General features: G+C 74.1%; 15 protein-coding genes. 11 read left to right on the forward strand and 4 right to left on the reverse strand.

Annotation, left to right across the window (positions count from 1 at the left end; all coding sequences use genetic code 11):
* Nucleotides 1-85: 85 nt before the first annotated feature.
* From ABT288_RS29270 to ABT288_RS29285, 4 genes are all read right to left on the reverse strand, one after another.
* The gene (locus tag ABT288_RS29270; RefSeq protein WP_351613808.1) at nucleotides 86-1,498 is read right to left on the reverse strand and encodes an FAD-dependent oxidoreductase; all 1,413 of its coding nucleotides are present in this window, start codon (nucleotides 1,496-1,498) and stop codon (nucleotides 86-88) included.
* Nucleotides 1,495-2,700: a DUF993 family protein gene (locus ABT288_RS29275; RefSeq protein ID WP_351613812.1), complete on the reverse strand. Its 1,206-nt coding sequence runs from the start codon at nucleotides 2,698-2,700 to the stop codon at nucleotides 1,495-1,497. The genes ABT288_RS29270 and ABT288_RS29275 overlap by 4 nt, the downstream gene beginning before the upstream one ends.
* 247 nt (nucleotides 2,701-2,947) lie before the next feature.
* On the reverse strand, nucleotides 2,948-4,561 hold the full coding sequence (locus ABT288_RS29280) for an MFS transporter (RefSeq protein ID WP_351613814.1): 1,614 nt from the start codon (nucleotides 4,559-4,561) through the stop codon (nucleotides 2,948-2,950).
* A 317-nt stretch (nucleotides 4,562-4,878) separates the two neighbouring features.
* Nucleotides 4,879-5,727, reverse strand: a complete 849-nt coding sequence (locus ABT288_RS29285; RefSeq protein ID WP_351613818.1) for a mycofactocin-coupled SDR family oxidoreductase — start codon at nucleotides 5,725-5,727, stop codon at nucleotides 4,879-4,881.
* 217 nt (nucleotides 5,728-5,944) lie between these two features.
* Between ABT288_RS29285 and mftA the strand changes: the two genes are divergently transcribed.
* Genes mftA through mftF form a run of 11 tightly spaced genes read left to right on the forward strand, consistent with a single transcriptional unit; the run spans nucleotide 5,945 to nucleotide 17,198 of the window.
* A complete protein-coding gene (gene mftA, locus ABT288_RS29290) occupies nucleotides 5,945-6,067 on the forward strand; it encodes a mycofactocin precursor MftA (RefSeq protein ID WP_351613821.1) in 123 nt (40 codons plus the stop codon).
* 13 nt (nucleotides 6,068-6,080) lie between these two features.
* Nucleotides 6,081-6,383: a mycofactocin biosynthesis chaperone MftB gene (gene mftB, locus ABT288_RS29295; protein ID WP_351613824.1), complete on the forward strand. Its 303-nt coding sequence runs from the start codon at nucleotides 6,081-6,083 to the stop codon at nucleotides 6,381-6,383.
* Nucleotides 6,380-7,594: a mycofactocin radical SAM maturase gene (gene mftC, locus ABT288_RS29300; RefSeq protein ID WP_351613827.1), complete on the forward strand. Its 1,215-nt coding sequence runs from the start codon at nucleotides 6,380-6,382 to the stop codon at nucleotides 7,592-7,594. The genes mftB and mftC overlap by 4 nt, the downstream gene beginning before the upstream one ends.
* Nucleotides 7,595-7,596: 2 nt before the next feature.
* Nucleotides 7,597-9,585 carry an oxidoreductase gene (locus ABT288_RS29305; RefSeq protein WP_351613869.1) on the forward strand — a complete coding sequence of 663 codons (1,989 nt, stop codon included), beginning with the start codon at nucleotides 7,597-7,599 and terminating at the stop codon, nucleotides 9,583-9,585.
* Entirely contained in the window at nucleotides 9,582-11,549 is a 1,968-nt protein-coding gene (locus ABT288_RS29310; protein ID WP_351613829.1) for a mycofactocin system FadH/OYE family oxidoreductase 2, read from the forward strand. The genes ABT288_RS29305 and ABT288_RS29310 overlap by 4 nt, the downstream gene beginning before the upstream one ends.
* Nucleotides 11,546-12,472, forward strand: coding sequence for a mycofactocin-associated electron transfer flavoprotein alpha subunit (locus tag ABT288_RS29315; protein WP_351613832.1), 927 nt, complete (start codon nucleotides 11,546-11,548; stop codon nucleotides 12,470-12,472). Before ABT288_RS29310 ends, ABT288_RS29315 begins: the two co-directional genes overlap by 4 nt.
* Nucleotides 12,462-13,793: an FAD-dependent oxidoreductase gene (locus ABT288_RS29320; protein ID WP_351613835.1), complete on the forward strand. Its 1,332-nt coding sequence runs from the start codon at nucleotides 12,462-12,464 to the stop codon at nucleotides 13,791-13,793. The genes ABT288_RS29315 and ABT288_RS29320 overlap by 11 nt, the downstream gene beginning before the upstream one ends.
* Complete coding sequence (locus tag ABT288_RS29325; RefSeq protein WP_351613838.1) at nucleotides 13,790-14,101, forward strand: ferredoxin family protein; 312 nt, start codon at nucleotides 13,790-13,792, stop codon at nucleotides 14,099-14,101. The genes ABT288_RS29320 and ABT288_RS29325 overlap by 4 nt, the downstream gene beginning before the upstream one ends.
* Nucleotides 14,098-14,967, forward strand: a complete 870-nt coding sequence (locus tag ABT288_RS29330; protein ID WP_351613841.1) for a mycofactocin-associated electron transfer flavoprotein beta subunit — start codon at nucleotides 14,098-14,100, stop codon at nucleotides 14,965-14,967. Before ABT288_RS29325 ends, ABT288_RS29330 begins: the two co-directional genes overlap by 4 nt.
* Nucleotides 14,968-14,988: 21 nt before the next feature.
* On the forward strand, nucleotides 14,989-15,795 hold the full coding sequence (locus ABT288_RS29335) for a mycofactocin-coupled SDR family oxidoreductase (protein ID WP_351613843.1): 807 nt from the start codon (nucleotides 14,989-14,991) through the stop codon (nucleotides 15,793-15,795).
* The gene (mftF, locus tag ABT288_RS29340; protein ID WP_351613845.1) at nucleotides 15,792-17,198 is read left to right on the forward strand and encodes a mycofactocin biosynthesis glycosyltransferase MftF; all 1,407 of its coding nucleotides are present in this window, start codon (nucleotides 15,792-15,794) and stop codon (nucleotides 17,196-17,198) included. The genes ABT288_RS29335 and mftF overlap by 4 nt, the downstream gene beginning before the upstream one ends.
* Nucleotides 17,199-17,334: the final 136 nt, after the last annotated feature.

Raw genomic sequence — 17,334 nt, forward strand, 5'->3', positions numbered from 1 at the left:
AATCCTGAGCAGGGCGCACCGGGACGCCAACCCCTTACTTGGCCCGGCAGCCCCTACAAATTCCGGCTGCCGGTCCGTTCGTTCCTCATGCCGCCTGCGGCTTTTCCTCTCCGGCGACGGTCGGGGCGAGCAGCTGCCCGAATTCGGGGTACTGCGCGATCGCCTGGTCGCGGGTCAGAGAGGGCTCGCGGGGCCCGCGGAACACGGTGAGCAGCGCGGGCAGCGTCATCATGCTGCTCGGCGGTGCCTCCAGCGCGGCCACCTTGAACGAGGCGTCGGCCAGGGCGGCGTTCTCGGTGGTCATGCGGGCGTAGCGGGCGGTGAAGCGGCGCAGCATCTCGGGAGCCCGCCTGAGGGTGGACTCGGCGTCCGGGAACCACTGGTCGGTGCCGGTCGCCATCTGCCAGGGGCCGAGGGACACCTGGGCGATCGCCTTCTGGGCCCGCCTGCCGAGACCCGGCGTGAAACCGGTGCGCCGCACCTCGCCGCGCAGGGCGACCGCGCCGAGCGCGGCGATCGACATGCCGGTCGCGTAGTTGGGGTTGAGAATGGTGGCGGCGTCGCCGATGACGGCGAAGCCCTCGGGCAGGGGCAGCTTCTCGTAGTAGCGGCGCCAGTTGGGCAGGCCCCGATAGGCCTGGATGCGGCCCGCCGGGGTGGCGGCGGCGAGGAGGTCGGCGACGACCGGATCGCGCAGGGAGCGCGCGAACTGGGTGAAGCCCTGCTCGTCGGTGGGTGGTTGGCCGCCGCGGGTGCCGATGAGAGCGACGATCCAGCGGTTGCCCTCGTTGGGCAGCAGGGCGGCCCCGCGGCCCGGCCGGCCGGTGTCGTTCTGCGCCTGGATCAACACCCCGGGGAAGTTCTCCGGGGTGCCCGGCGGCGCCTCGTACAGTCGGCTGGCGTAGGCGAATCCGGCGTCGACCCGGTCCTCCGGGACCGCGGGCAGTCCAAGTGCGGCCAGCCAGTCGGCGGCCTTGGAACGGCGTCCGGTGGCGTCCACGACGAAGTCGGCGGCGAGGGTCTCCTCCGCCGCCCCGTCCCGTTCCAGGCGGACGCCGGTGATCCGGGCGGCGGACCCGGCCAGGCCCGTCACCTTGGCCCCCTCGACCAGCCTGATCCGCGGGTTGCTCAGCACCCGCTCGCGCAGGGTGTGGTCGAGCAACGCCCGGCTGCACAACAGCACATGGGCGTCACCCGAGCGGTGCCGCCGGTACCAGCCCTCGGCGGAGAGGGTCAGCAGGTCGGCCGGCATGCCACGGCGCTTGGCCCCGGCCGCGTAGAGGGCGTCGGACAATCCGGGCACCAGGGTGTCGGCGGCCCGCACCCCACCGCTCATGAACATGTGGTTGTGGTAGCCCTGCGGCAGCCCTTTGCGCAGGTCGGGACGTTCGGGGAAACGGTCGCTCTCGACGATGGTGACGTCGTCGGCGTGGTCGGCCAGCGCCGCGGCGGAGAGCATTCCCGCCATGCCACCGCCGAGCACCACTGCGCGGGTCATCGCCTGCTGCCTTTCTGCGGTATCCCGGACAAGTCGAGGAACGCGGTGATCCGGTGGGCGGCGAGTTCCGGGTCGGGGAACAGGCCCAGCTGGTCCGCCAGCCGGTAGGCCGTGGCCAGGTGCGGCACGGAGCGCGCCCCGTGCTCGGCCCACACCATCCGGAAGTGGTCCGTGCGGCCGGCCAGCCAGCCGAGGAACACCAGCCCCGTCTTGAAGAACAGCGTGCTGCGGCCCGGCCCCTGGAAGAGGTGCTGGGACAACTCGTGGGCCTGGCCGAGCTGCTTGCGGAAGGCTTCGGTGTCCCCGCCGTCTAGAGCACGGAACGCCTCGGCGGCCAGCGGGGCGATCGGGGTGAACACGGGTGACAGGGCGTCGCTGAAGCCCTGCTCGTCGCCGGCGATCAGGTCTGCGTAGGTGTCGTAGTCACCGGTGTAGAAGCGGATGCCCTCCGGCAGCCTGCGCCGCAGTGCGATCTCGGCGTCCGCGCTGAGCGGCGCGACCTTGACGCCGTCGACCTTGCCGGCGTTGTCGGCGAGGACGGCGAGGAACGCGTCGGTGGCGGCGGCCGGGTCCTGGTGCCCCCAGTAGCCGGCGTGCCCGGGCACCCACTCGGGCAGCAGCCAGTGCACGACGGCCGGGACCGCGCAGCGGTCCAGCAGGCGGGCGTACACCTCGGCGTACTCCTCGGGGCTGTGTACGGCACCCGCCAGCGCTGCGCTGGCCTGGATGATCGGCTGGGCGCCGGCTTCGTTCACGACGTCCAGCTGCTCCTCGTAGGCGGCGACGACGGCCTCCCGCGAGTGCGGTGTGAACGGGTCGAGCTGGTCGGTCCACACCCCGGCGGCCACCCGGCCCCCGGCCGCGGCGGCGGCGGCCCCGGTACGCCGGATCAGTTCGGCGGCGGTCGCCCAGTCGAGGCCGGCGCCCCGGTGGGCGGTGTCAAGGGCCTCGGCGACGGTGAAGCCGTGCGCCCACAGCTCCTGGCGTACGGCGAGGGTGGCCTCCCAGTCGAGGGCCTGCGGCGGCGGCGGACCGAGGGGGGGACCGAAGGGTTCGTTCGGGGCGAGCGGGTCGCCCAGCACCGGAGCGGCTGCCAGTACGGAGCGGCTGCGGAACGGCGTGTTGTCAGCGGTGAATCCGCGCGGCTCGCGGTTCGGCTGATAGGGCGTCAGTGACCCGTTTTCCTCGGGGAGTTCAATCACGGCGTCAGCTCCGGGATAGGTTGAATTCCCTGAAATGCTAATCGTCGGGGGGGCTTTGCAGGCCACCCCCTAGCGACCCCTAACCGACCTGCCTCGACAATGCAATTCGACCCCCGGCCCGCTAAGCGGAACGGGGGTCGATTCAATAACTGCTCAGCTGGATTCCGGAGCGGTTTCCCGTGGCCGGCGCGGCGACGCCGCCCGGCCACCGGCCGTCCTTCGTCGGAGCGGAGCGCGGATCAGCAGGTCACTCCGCGGTGCGGAACACGGCGGCCTCGGGCTGCGGCACGTACGACTCCCGGGGAGCCGGGGCGCTCTGCGCGACTTCGCCGGTTTCGCCGCCGTTCTGGCCGGGCGGGATGTGCCGCAACCGCAGGGCGGCGAGCAGGGCGGCGGCCAGCGCGACACCGAGGCCGGTGAGGGCCGTGACGTGCATGGCGCTGACGAAGGCGTGGTGCGCGGTGTCCAGCACGGTGGCCGCCTGCGACTTGGGCAGGTTGACGGCCGTCTGGGCCGCGCCGCCGAGGGTCTGCCTCGCCTGCCCGATCGCGGACGCGGGCACCCCGGAGCCGATGTGGTTGTCGAAGTGGTGCCGGTAGACGCTCGCGCCGATGGTGCCGAGGACCGCGATGCCCAGGGCGCCCCCCAGTTCCTGGTGGGTCTGGGTGAGCGCGGAGACCGAGCCGGCCTGCTCCGGCGGTGCTGCGGCGACGACCAGGTCGGTGACCATGGTGAGCACGATCGCCGAGCCCACGCCGATGCCCACGACTCCGTAGACCAGCAGGGTCATGTTGCGGTCGACGCCGATCTGGCTCATGGCCGCGAAACCGGTGGCGCCGAAGACGAAGGCGGTGGCGATGATGTACGCGGGCCGCACCTTGCGTGCGAAGACCACCGCGAACGGGACGAGCAGGAACGTGAGGGCGGGTGAGGCCATCGTCCACAGCGCGGACTCCAGCGGGCGCATCCCGAGCACGCTCATGAGGTACTGGGTGGTGAAGATGCCGTAGCCGATCAGGCAGAAGAAGGCGATCAGGCTGAGGGAGATCGCCGGCGCGAACCCTCGGCGGCGGTAGAGCCTGAGGTCGACCATCGGCGCCTCGAGCCGCGACTGGCGGAACAGGAACAGCGCGCCGATCACGAGACCGGCGGCGATGCTGGCCAGCGGCAGCCGGTCGAATCCGTCGATGGCCCCCTTCTTCAGGCCCCAGATCACGGAGAGCACTGCGGCGAGGGAGAGCAGCGAGCTGAAGGCATCGAACTTCTTCGCGGCGGGGTTGCGGAACTCCGGAACCAGCAGCGGGGCCGCGATCAGCAGGAGCACCAAAACCGGGACGTTGATCAGGAAGATGGAACCCCACCAGAAGCTGTTGAGCAGGCTGCCGCTGATGACGGGTCCGATGGCGGCGCCGGCGGACAGCCCGATCGACCAGACGGCGATGGCGCTGCTGCGCTGCTTGGGGTCACGGAACATGTTGGTGACCAGCGCCAGCGTGGAGGGCATCAGGGTGGCTCCACCGAGACCCTGCAGGGCCCGGGCGGTGATGAGCATCTCGGCGCTGTTGGAGAACGCGGCGGCCACCGAGGCGACGCCGAAGACCGTGGCGCCGATCAGCAGCAGCCTGCGGCGGCCGATGAAGTCGCCGATGCTGCCCATCGTGATGAGCATGCCGGCGAGGATGAAGCCGTAGATGTCGACCATCCACAGCTGCTGGCTACTGGTGGTCTTCAGCTCGGCGGCGATCGACGGCACTCCGAAGTACAGCACCGTGATGTCCATCGAGACCAGAAGGAGTGGGAGGGTGAGGACGGCGAGTGCGATCCACTCCTTGCGTCCTGCCCGTGTTTCTGTGGGGGTCATAACTGCGTCCTTTGTCGCCGTAATTTCGGCTGTCACGGTGTCATACCGACCGGTCGCTGCGACCCCTGCTCGTTCCGCCGCCGTACGAGCCCGCCTGAAATGCGCGCGGACCCATCGGCGTGCAAGAGCCCCAGTCCAGGTTCCATTTAAGCGAGCTCGCGGCGACCGTCGCCACGGGCTGAACCCCCTAACCGCTCCAGAACCACCCCTATCAAATACCCCTATTTCTCAGGCGTTTTTCGAGTTGCGCTCGAGCGGTTCTCCAGCGCTTCTCCACTTTGGTTCCGGCCGGTGCGCCACGTGGCCCGCGAGGGGCGTCACAGGCCCTGCTTGACGGTGGCGCCGCCGTCGACCTTCAGGTGCAGACCGGTGACGTAGCGGGACTCGTCGGAGGCGAGGTAGACGACCGCGTGCGAGACGTCGATCGGGTTCACGAACGGGATGGGCATCGACTGGATGCCGGTGAAGATCGGGTCGACGTCCTCGCGGGTGGGCTGCTCGAGGTCAGGGCGGAAGGTCTTGTACATGGCGTCGTTGAGCAGCATGTGCGTGTCGACGTTGGTCGGGTGCACCGCGTTGACGCGCTGCCCGGTCCCGGCGAGCAGCTGGGCCAGCGTGTTGACGTACTCGACCAGGGTGTGCTTGGCGAAGCGGTAGCCGGCGAACCCGGGGCCGGCGGGAGAGACGTCGCCGTGGCCCGGCTGAAGCCCCGTCACCGAGCCGATGACGATGATGGAGGCGCCCTCGCCCAGATGCGGCAGCGCGGCGTGCACGGTGTTGATCACACCGTTCAGGTTGATGTCGACGGTGTCCGTGAAGGCGCCGATCGGGCGCCCGGCGCCGATGGGCAGGATGCCCGCGTTGGGGATGACCACGTCGAGGCGGCCCAACTGGGCCACGCCCTCGTCGACGGCCGCCTTGAGCGCGTCGCGGTCGCGCACGTCCACGCGCCGGGCGACGACCCGGCGGCCGGCCTTCTCGACCAGCCGTGCCGTCTCGTCCAGGTCGTCGGCGCCCGCCATCGGGTATTCGGCGACCGGTATGTCCTCGCACAGGTCGAGAGCGATGATGTCGGCGCCCTCTTCGGCCAGCCGCACGGCGTGGCTTCGGCCCTGGCCGCGCCCCGCTCCGGTGATCACCGCGACTTTTCCAGCCACCCGGCCCATAAGGACCCTCCCGTTTTACTCGATGGAACAGATGAGGGAACAGATTCAGCCAAACTTGTTTCGCCGGAGAGCAATGCCCCGCCTCATTATTGCGACGAAAACCGGCCGGACGGAGTGCGCAGCACCCCCTAAATATGTAGGGGTGGACTGCTCGCGCGAAGGCCACGCACCATCGTTTCCTGGACGATGACGCACGTCTTCACGAAGGGAGTCGGCCATGGAATTCGACGCGACGGCCGAGACGAGCGAGAACGCGGCGCAGTCCACCCCCGACCCGCTGGTGGCCGAGGAACTGCTCGTCGAAGAGGTCTCGATCGACGGCATGTGTGGCGTCTACTGACCGGAGGTCGCCCGTGTTCACTCCGCAGCGCCCCTACCGGTGCTCACCGAGCGTGGCGCTGCGCCCCGAGCCCTTCGGGGCGCTCGCCTACCACTTCGGCACCCGCAGGCTGTGCTTCCTGAAGACGCCCCAGCTGGTGGCGATCGTCAGATCGCTGGCCGACCACCCGGATGTGCACGCGGCGCTGGACGCGGCCGGACTGACCGTCGCCGAACGCGCCGCCCACCTCGGCGCCCTCGCCTCCCTCGCCGCGGGCGGCGTGATCGAGCCCCGCCCCGGGGAGCCGGCCGGCGACCTCCTGGAGGAAGCAGCGTGAAGCTTGTCGAGCACTTCGAGAGCGGCCTGGACGCCCCCATCTGCCTGACCTGGGAGCTGACCTACGCCTGCAACCTGGCGTGCGTGCACTGTCTGTCCTCCTCGGGCCGGCGTGACCCCAGGGAGCTGACCACGGCCGAGTGCAAGGCCGTGATCGACGAGCTGGAGCGCATGCAGGTCTTCTACGTCAACATCGGCGGCGGCGAGCCGACCGTGCGCGCCGACTTCTGGGAGCTGGTCGAGTACGCCACCGCCCACCACGTCGGGGTGAAGTTCTCCACCAACGGGGTGCGCATCACGCCCGAGCGGGCCCGGTGGCTGGCCGCCAGCGACTACGTCGACGTGCAGATCTCCCTGGACGGGGCGACCGCGGAGGTCAACGACGCGGTGCGCGGCCCGGGTTCGTACGACACCGCGATGGCCGCGATCCGCAACCTGGCGGACGCCGGCATGCGGGACTTCAAGCTCAGCGTGGTGGTGACCCGGCACAACGCCGGCCAGCTCGACGACTTCAAGGCCATCGCCGACACCTACGGCGCCCAGCTGCGCATCACCCGGCTGCGGCCCTCCGGGCGCGGCGCCGACGTGTGGGACGAGCTGCACCCGACCGCCGGTCAGCAGCGCGCGCTGTACGAGTGGCTGCTGGCGCACGGGGAGAACGTGCTCACCGGCGACTCCTTCTTCCACCTCAACGCCCTGGGCGCGCAGCCGCTGCCGGGTCTGAACCTGTGCGGGGCGGGCCGCGTGGTGTGCCTGATCGACCCCGTCGGCGACGTGTACGCCTGCCCGTTCGCCATCCATGACTCCTTCCTCGCCGGCAACGTCCGCTCCCCGGGCGGCTTCGCCGCCGTGTGGCGCGAGTCGGAGCTGTTCGCCGAGCTGCGCTCCCCGCAGACCGGCGGCGCGTGCACGGCCTGCTCGGCGTACGACGCCTGCCGCGGCGGCTGCATGGCCGCGAAGTTCTTCACCGGGCTGCCGCTGGACGGCCCGGACCCGGAGTGCGTGAAGGGCAACGGGGAGCGGGCGCTGGCCGTGGTCGGCGCGGGGGCGGCGCCGCGCCCGGCCGGCGACCACTCGCACCGCACCCGTCCGCGTTCCGGTCCGGTCCCGGTGGCTATCGGGCGCCGCCCGGCCGGTGCCGCGGTGCCGGACCGGTCCTGTGACACCAGCCCGCTGGCCGGGTTCGCGCCCGGGAGCCCGGGGGCCGCGTGACCATGCGTCTGACCGAGCCCGCAGCCCTGGGCCCGTACACCGCCCCGAGCCGGGTGGTGTTCGGGCCGCACGAGACCAACCTGGCCCGCCGCCGTGCGCTGTCGGACCGGCACGTCGCCTACTACGAGCGGCGCGCGGCCGGCGGCGCCGGTCTGGTCGTCACCGAGACGGCGAGCGTGCACGCCTCCGACTGGCCCTACGAGCGGGCCCCGCTGGCCGCGGACTGCGGCCCCGGCTGGGCAGCGACCGCGGCCGCGTGCGCGCCGTACGGAACGCTGGTGGTGGCCTCCCTCGGCCATGCCGGCTCGCAGGGCTCCTCCGCCTACCACCAGTCGGCGCTGTGGGCTCCGTCCCGGGTCGCCGACGTGGTGAGCCGGGAGCTGCCGATGGAGGTGGAGGAGGCCGAACTGGCCGAACTGCGCGCGGGCTTCGCGGCGGCGGCGCGGCTCGCGGTGGACTCGGGGCTGCACGGGGTGGAGGTCGAGGCGGGCCAGTACAGCCTGCTGCGCCAGTTCCTGTCCGGCCTGACCAACCAGCGCCAGGACGCCTACGGCACCGACCGGCTGCTGCTGGTCCGCCGGGTGCTTCAGGACGTGCGCGAGGCCGTGGGCGAGGGGCGGCTGGTGGGGCTGCGGCTGTCCTGCGACGAGCTGGCGCCGTGGGCCGGCATCACGCCGGAGCACGCCGGGGGTTTCGCCCGTGAGCTGGCGCCGCTGCTCGACTACCTGGTGGTGGTGCGCGGTTCGGCGATGTCCGCCTCCGCCACCCGCCCCGACTTCCACACCCCGCCCGGTTTCAACACCGAGCTGTGCGCCGGTGTGCGCTCGTCGGTCGCCGGGGCGGTGCCCGTGGTGCTGCAGGGTTCGGTCACCGACCCGGGCGCGGCCCAGCGGGCGCTGGACGACGGGGTCGCCGACCTGGTGGAGATGACCCGCGCCCAGATCGCCGACCCGGAGCTGGTCGCGCTGGTGCGCTCGGGACATCCCGAGCGGGTGCGGCCGTGTGTGCTGTGCAACCAGAAGTGCCGCGTACGGGACAACCGCAACCCGGTGGTCTCGTGCGCCGTGGACCCCCGCAGCGGCCACGAGACCGAGGACCCGCCGGACACCCCCCTGAGGCGGGGGCCGTTGTCCGTGGCCGCTGCGGCGCGGGAGGCGGACGCTCCCGGGAGGCTCGACGGCGTGCCTCCCGGGGCGTCGTCCGCCGAGGCCGTCCTCGTGGTCGGCGGCGGTCCGGCGGGCCTGGAGGCCGCGCGGGTGCTGGCCGCCCACGGGCACCCGGTGGAGCTGGTGGAGCGCACCGGTCGGCTCGGCGGGATGCTGCGAGTGACGGGCGGGCGCTGGGCGCCGCTGCTGGACTGGCTGGAGTCGGAGGTGCGCAGGCTCGGCGTGGTCGTGCACACCCAAGTCACGGCAAACATCTCCGATTTGACGGGACGACGGGTCGTGCTGGCCACCGGCTCGCGTCCCGGGCCGCGCCGCCACGACGTCGACGGCGGCGAGGTCCTTGAGGCGGCCGACCTGCTCGCGGGCCGGGCAACAGTGCCGGACGGGCCCGTACTCGTCCACGACCCCGTGGGGGACGCGACCGGCGTCGCCCTCGCCGAGCGGCTCGCCGCCCAGGGCCGGCGGACCGCGCTGCTCACCCCGGACCAGGTGGCCGGCACGCAGCTGGCCCTGACCGGCGACCTCGCGGACGCGCACGCGCGGCTCGCCCGCGCCGGGGTCACCCTGCTGCGGCGCGCGGTGCTGCGGGCGGTGCTCCCGGACGCCGCACTGGTCGAGGACACCGTCACCGGCGAGCAGCACAAGGTGGCGTGCGCGGCTGTCGTGCACTGCGGCCACCGGCTGCCCGACACCTCGCTCACCGCCCCGGACGGCGCCGTCGAGGCGGGCGACCGGGTGGCGCCGCGCACGGTGTACGAGGCCCTGCTGGAGGGGCGGCGCGCGGCCCGGGCGCTGTGCGGCGGCGAAGGGGGTGCGCCGCGGTGAGCGCCCTGAAGCTGCTGTTCTCCCCGCTGCGGCTGGGCCCGCTGACGCTCGCCAACCGGATCGTGTTCTCCGCGCATCTGACGAACTACGCCGAGGACGGCCTGCCCAGTGAGCAGCACGCGGCGTACTACGCGGCGCGGGCGGCCGGCGGGGCCGGGCTGATCATCACCGAGGAGCACTCCACCCACGCCACCGACTGGCCGTACGAGAAGCTCATCCACGGCTTCCGGCCGGAGGCGGTGGCCGGGTACCGGCGCATCACCGAGGCCGTGCACGCGCACGGCACCCCGATCCTCGCCCAGCTCAACCACAACGGCGGCCAGGCGTCCTCCATGTACTCGCGGCTGCCGGTGTGGGCACCCTCGCCGGTGCCCGACCCGCTGTTCCGGGAGGTGCCCAAGGAGGTCACCACCGCGGAGATCGCCGAGATCGTCGCCGGGTACGGCACGGTCGCCGGGCACTGCGCGGCGGGCGGCTTCGACGGGGTGGAGCTGCAGTGCTCGCACTCCTCGATCGTGCGCGGCTTCCTCTCCCCCGCCACCAACCTGCGCACCGACGCCTACGGCGGCCCGCTGGAGCACCGGGTGCGGATCCTCCGGGAGATCGTCGACGCGGTGCGCGAGGCGATCGGGCCGGACCGGGTGCTGGGAGTGCGGCTGTGCGGCGACGAGCTGCTGGACGGCGGCACCACGATCGAAGAGGCCGTCGCCACGGCCCGGTTGGTGGAGGCCACCGGCAAGGTCGACTACATCAACACCTCGATCGGCGTGGCCACCTCGACCCTGTACATGATCGAGGCGTCGATGTCGGTGCCGCCCGGCTACGCCCTGTTCGTCTCCAACGCCATCCGCTCGGCGGTGCGGCTGCCGGTGATCGGCGTGGGCCGCATCAAGGATCCGGTGCAGGCCGAACGGGCCCTCGCCGAGGGGCACTGCGACCTGGTCGGTGTGGTGCGCGGCCAGATCTCCGATCCGGACTTCGCCGCCAAGGCCCGCGCCGGGCACACCCCGCACATCCGTACCTGTCTGTCCTGCAACCAGGAGTGCGTGGGCCGGATGGGCCTGAACCGCTGGCTGGGCTGCGTCGAGAACCCGCGTGCGGGCCGCGAGGCGGTGCCGCTGCCGGCGCCGGGCCCGAGGCCGCGCCGAGTGCTGGTGGTCGGCGGGGGCCCGGCGGGGCTCCAGGCGGCGGCGACGGCCGCACAGCGCGGGCACCGGGTGACGCTGTACGAGCGGGCCCCGGCCACCGGCGGCCAGGTGGCCACGGCCGCGAGTGCTCCGAGCCGCGCGGAGTTCCTGGACGTGGTGCGCAATCTGCTCGCCGAGTGCGTGCGCCTCGGCGTGGACATCCGCACCGGCGTGGAGGCGACGGCCGGCTCGCTGCGCGCCGAGGCGCCGGACGCGGTCGTGCTCGCCACCGGGGCCCGGCCCCAACCGCCGTACTGGGCGGGCGACCTGGAGCGTGTGGTGGATGTGCGGGACGTGCTGGAGGGCCGGGCCGCTCCGCAGGCCGGGCAGCGGGTCCTGGTGGTCGACGAACTCGGCTTCCACCAGGCCACGTCCGTGGCGGAGCTGCTGGCCGACCGGGGCTGCCGGGTGCGGATCAGCACGCCCGGAATGGTGGTCGGGCAGGACCTGGGCCTGACGCTCGACCTGGAGACGTACGGCGTGCGCGCCCACGCCAAGGGCATCGCGCACGCCACCGACCAGGTGGTGACGGGGGCCCGGCCGAGCGGGGAGGGGGACGGGGAAGTGGAGCTGGACATCCTCACGCACACCACGAGCACCACGGCGCGGGAACGCTACGACTGGGTGGTGTGCGCCGTGCACCAGGCACCGGAGGACGCGTTGTGGCACGCGCTGAAGGATGCCCCGTTCCCGGTCCACCGGGCCGGTGACTGCCTGGCGCCGCGCCGCGCGCACGCCGCCGTCGTCGAGGGCCACCGGGCGGGGGCGGCGCTGTGAGCGCCCACCTGCCCGACCGGGTGGCCGTGCTCGTCGTACGGGACGGGGTGCTGCCGTCGGGCGCGGACGAGGCCGTGGCCGAGGCCAACGGGCATGCCCTGGTGGCCGGTTCGCGGGCCGCCGCGGGGGCTCGGGAACTCGTCGCCGCCCGGCGGGTGTGGACGGCCGAGAGCGGGACCTCGCCCGCCGCCCTGTCCGTCGCGCTCGCGCCGCTGCTCGCCCCCGTGCACACGGTCGTGCTGCCCGCCTCCCCCGACGGGCGGGACCTGGCGCCGCGTCTGGCCGCCGAGCTGGGGCGGCCGCTGCTCGCCGGCGCCCTTCAGGTGCTGCCGCACGGCGCGGACGTGCTGCGTATGGGCGGGAGCGCACTGGTCGAACTGACCGCGGACGGCCCCTTCGTGGCCACCCTGGAGCCCGGGCTGCGCGGGGCGGTGCCCGTGCCGGGTCCCGCGGAGACGCGCGAACTCACGCTTTGCGGCCCTGCCGCCGCCCCGGACGCGGTGCATGTGGCCGACCTCGACACCTCCGCCGACGCCGGAGATCTCGCCGCCGCCCGCGGGGTGCTCGGCGCGGGCGGCGGGCTGGGCGGACCCGAGGCCGTGGCACTGCTCGCCGAGGCCGGAGCCGCGCTGGGCATGGCGGTGGGCGGCACCCGGGTGGTCACCGACGCGGGCTGGCTGGAGTACGCCCGGCAGATCGGCACCACCGGCGTGACCGTCGACCCCGACGTGTACGTCGCCTTCGGTGTGTCCGGCGCCCCGCACCACACCGGCGGGCTCGGCTCGCCGCGCCATGTGGTGAGCGTGAACACCGACCCGTACTGCCCGATGACCGTCATGGCCGACCTGGGCATCGTGGCCGACGCGCCCGCCGTGCTCGCCGCGCTGACCCGCAAGCTGCGGGAGGTGGGCGATGCCGCCTGAGACGCATTCCGGGCCCGCCTTCGACGTCGTCGTGGTCGGTGCGGGACCCGCCGGGTCGGCCGCCGCGCTGGAGGCGGCGCGCGCCGGGCTGTCGGTGGCGCTGCTGGAGCGCGGGCCCTACCCGGGCGCCAAGAACGTGTACGGCGGCGTGGTCTACGGCCGGGTCCTGGACGAGCTGGTGCCCGGCTGGTGGGAGCAGATGCCGGTGCAGCGCTGGGTGACCCGGCGCTCCACCATGCTGCTCACCGACAGCCAGGCGCTCACCGTCGACTTCCGCACCGAGGACTGGGGCCGCCCCCCGTACAACGGCGCCACCGCCTTCCGTGCCGAGCTGGACGGCTGGCTCGCCGCACGGGCCGAGGAGGCGGGTGCCGTGCTGGTGCCGTCGACCACGGCCACCGGGCTGCTGCGGGACGCCGCCGGACGGGTCACGGGGGTGCGCACCGACCGTCCGGACGGTGATCTGACCGCCCGGCTCGTCATCGCCTGCGACGGCGTCAACTCCTTCCTCGCCAAGGAGGCGGGGCTGTTCGCGAAGGTGCCGGGCAAGCAGGCCGAGCACACCTCGCTGGGCGTGAAGGAGACCCTGGCCCTGCCGCGCGAGGTCATCGAGGAGCGGTTCGGGCTGAGCGGCCGGCACGGCCAGGACATCGAGGTCCTCGGCTGCACCGGCGGCATCCCCGGCGGTGGCTTCCTCTACACGAACCTGGAGTCGGTCAGCGTCGGCGTGGTGCTGTCGCTGACCGGGCTCGCCGCGTCCGGGGAACGGCCCGAGGCGGTGCTGGCCGGCCTGAAGGCACACCCGGCGATCGCCCCGCTGCTGCGCGGCGCCGAGCTGAAGGAGTACTCCGCCCACCTGATCCCGGAGGGCGGCTACGACACCATGCCCGAACTCGTCACCGACGGCATGCTGGTGGCCGGGGACGCGGCCGCGATGTGCCTGGCCGCCGGGGTCTGGCTGGAGGGCGTCAACTACGCGCTGGCGGCCGGCATGTACGCCGGCCGGACCGCGGCCGCCGCCGTCGCCGCGGGCGACACCTCCCGTGCGGGGCTGGCCGGTTACCGGCGCCTGCTGGAGGAGTCCTTCGTGCTGGCCGACCACCGCAGGCTGCGCCGGGTGCCGGGGCTGGTCTTCTCCGACCGGGTGCAGCGGTCGTACCCGGGGCTGCTGTGCGAGGTGGCCCAGGGGTTCTTCACCGTGGACAACCCGCGTCCCAAGCCGGGCCTGCGCCGGCTGCTGTCGGACGCGGCCCGCGGGCGCGGTGTGCGGCTGCGCCATCTGCTGTCCGACGCGTTCACCGCAGTGAGGTCCTTCCGATGACCCAGTCCAGTCCCCACGCCCACCGTGCCGGTGTGTCCTTCGAGGACCGCATGGCCACGGTGGACTTCCGCGTCGCCGAGCGCGCGCACATCACCGTGGACACCGATGTGTGCCGGTCCTGCGAGGTGCGGGCCTGTGTGCACGCCTGCCCCGCCGCGCTGTTCGTGCCCACGGACGACGGCGGAATCCTGTTCAACTACGAGCAGTGCTTCGAGTGCGGCACCTGCTACCAGGTGTGCGACGCGCCCGGCGCGCTCAGCTGGACCTATCCCGAGGGCGGCCACGGGGTCGCCTTCCGGCAGGGGTGAGCGCCGTGCTGGTGGCCGCCGCCCTGCGCTGGACGGATCCGCGCGCGTCCGCGGACCCGCTGACGGGGCAGGCCCCGAGCGCGCCGTACGCGGCCGGGGCCTCCCCCGCGGACCGGTGCGCTCTGGAGCACGCGCTGCGGCTCGCCGAGCGGCTCGGCGGGCGCTGCCTGGCGGTGACCGTGGGACCCGCGGGCGCCGAGGAGATGCTCCGCGAGGCCCTGGCCGCCGGCGCCGACGAGGTGCTGCGCGTCGACGGTCCGGACGACGACGAGGCGGCGACCGCCCACAGCCTGCTGGCCGGGCTCACCGCCCGGGGCCCGCTGCCGCGGGTGGTGGTGTGCGGGGACCGCTCACTGGACCGGGGCACCGGCGCCACCCCGGCTCTGCTGGCCGGGCTGCTGGGGGCCGCTCAGGCGTTGGGGCTGACGGAGCTGGCGGCCGGGGCGGACACCGCCGCCGGGGTGGCGCTGCGGGCGGTGCGGCGGCTGGACGGCGGACGCGCGGAGGAACTGGCGGTGCCGCTGCCCGCGGTGTGTTCGGTGGAGCCGGGGACCGTGCGGCCCCGGCGGGCGGCGCTCGCCGCGACCCTCGCCGCGCGCCGGGCGGACATCGCCGTCGTGCGGGTGGGTGCGCGGGAGGGCGCCGGGGTGCGGGCCGGTCGCATGCGCCCGTACCGGCCGCGGCCCAGGGCGCTGCCCGCCCCCGAGGGCGGCACCCGGCAGCGGCTGCTCGCGCTCACCGGTGCCCTCGCCCCGCCCCGTACCCCGCCCCGGGTGGTCACCCCCGGTTCCGCGGAGGAGGCGGCCGAGCTGCTCCTCGCCGAGCTGCGGGAGCACGGCGTGGACGCACCGGCGCGAGGGGCCTGAACGGTGGGAAGGGGACCGGCGTTGGAGAACGCACCCGAGTCCGGGGGGCGGCGCACGGCCGTCGTGACCGGCGCGGCGCGCGGCATCGGCGCGGCCGTGGTGGAGCGGCTGGCGGCGGACGGCTGGCTGGTGGTGGCCGTGGACGTGTGCCGGGATCTGCCGGGCGTCGGTTACCCGCTGGGCACCGAGAAGGAGCTGTCGGCGCTGGCGGAACGATGGCCGGACGCGGTGCTGCCGGTGGTCGCCGACGTACGCGACCAGGCGGCCCTCGACGCGGCCGTCGAGCTGGCGCACCGGCGCTCCGGGCACCTGCACGCGGCCGTGGCCGCCGCCGCGGTGATGGCCGGCGGGCGGCCGCTGTGGGAGACCACCGACGCCGAGTGGGACGCCCTGTTCGACATCGGGGTGCGCGGGGTGGCCAACCTGGCCCGTGCCGCCGTACCCCGGATGCTGGCCGCGCCCGGGCCGCGCTCGGGCCGGTTCGTCGCGCTCGCCTCGGCCGCCGCCCACCACGGGCTGTGGCACCTGGCCGGGTACAACGCGGCCAAGCACGCGGTGGTGGGCCTGATCCGGGGGCTGGCCGCCGACCTGCGCGGCACCGGTGTGACCGCCACCGCCGTCTCCCCCGGCTCCACCCGCACCCCCATGCTCCAGGCCAGCGCCGACCTGTACGGGCTGCCGGACACCGCCGAGTTCGCCGGGCACCAGCTGGTCGAGCGCCTTCTGGAACCCGAGGAGGTGGCGGCCGCCGTGTGCTGGCTGTGCGGTGCGGAGGCGTCCGCCATCACGGGCACGGTCGTGCACGCGGACGGAGGTTTCATGCCATGAGCACTTCGAGCACGGCGGTGACGGTGCCGGAGGCGGCTCCGTTGCGTCTGGACCCGGATGTCTCCCTGAGCCGGCTGGACGGAGGCCGTACGCTGCTCGGCGGCTCGCCCTACCGGGTGCTGCGGCTGAGCGAGGCCGGGGCCCGGCTGGTCGACGGCTGGCTCGAGGGCCGGGCGGTGTCTGGTGCGCCCCGGCTCCGGCGGCTGGCGGAGCAGCTGATCACCGCCGGTCTGGTCCATCCCCGTTACAGCGCGGGCCCGTTCACCGAGGCCGACGTCACCGCCGTGATCCCGGTCCGCGACCGCCCCGAGGTGACGCAGACACTGGCGCGGCTGACGGAACTCGCCGCCGCGGTGGTGGTGGACGACGGCAGCGCGGTGCCGCTGCCCGGTGCCACCGTGCGGCATCCGGCCGCGCGCGGTCCGGCCGCCGCGCGCAACAGCGGCTGGCGGCTGGCGGACACGGAGCTGATCGCCTTCCTGGATGCCGACGTGGTGCCCGAACCGGGCTGGCTGGAGGCCCTGTTGCCGCACTTCGCCGATCCGCGGGTGGCCGCGGTGGCACCGCGCGTGCGCAGCCGGCCGGGCGACAGCGCGCTGGACCGCTACGAGCAGGACCGCTCCCCCATCGACCTGGGCCCGCTGCCGGCGGTGGTCCGCCCCGGCAGCCGGGTCAGCTATGTGCCGACGGCCGCCCTGGTCGTACGCGGGTCCGCGCTGCGTGCGCTGGGCGGGTTCGACGAGACGATGCGCTTCGGCGAGGACGTCGACCTGGTGTGGCGGCTGGCCGGCCACGGGCAGCTGGTGCGCTACGAGCCGGCCTCCCAGGTGTGGCACGCGCCCCGGTCCCGGTGGTCGGCGTGGGCGCGGCAGCGCTTCGACTACGGCACCTCGGCCGCCCCGCTCGCGCTGCGCCACGGTGCCGCGGCGGCGCCGGTGCGGGTGTCGCCGTGGACGCTGGCGTGCTGGGGCGCCGTGGCGGCGGGCCGACCGGCCGCCGCCTCCGCCACGGCCCTGATCACCGCGTCGCTGCTGCCGCGCAGACTGCGCGGGGTGGGGGTACCGGCCGAGGAGTCGGTGGCGCTTGCGCTGCGCGGCCACTGGGGTGCGGGCCGGATGTTCGCGGACGCGGTCACCCGCTCGTGGTGGCCGGTGGCGGTGCCGGCCCTGGCCGCCTCCCGGCACGGGCGGCTGCTGCTGGCCGCCGCCTGGGCCCGCCATGTGGCCGACTGGCGCGCGCAACGCCCCGCGCTGCCGCTGCACCAGTGGCTCCCGGCCCGTATCGCCGACGACCTCGCCTACGGCGCCGGCGTCTGGTGGGGCGCCCTGCGCCACCGCACCCTGGCCCCGCTGCTTCCGGACGCCCAGGAGTGGCCGGGGCGGGACGGGGTGCGACGGGCCTGATCCGGGCGGCCGGACGCGGCACCTGCCGGGACACCGGAGCCGGACGCGCCGGGTAAGGCGAGGCCGATCCCGGGCCCACGCGAACAGAACGACGTGCGGCCCGGGCCGAAACCGGGCGGACCGCGGCGAGGCTCGG

The sequence above is a fragment of the Streptomyces sp. NPDC001093 genome (genome assembly GCF_040298985.1).
In the GTDB taxonomy this organism is placed as follows: Bacteria; Actinomycetota; Actinomycetes; order Streptomycetales; family Streptomycetaceae; genus Streptomyces.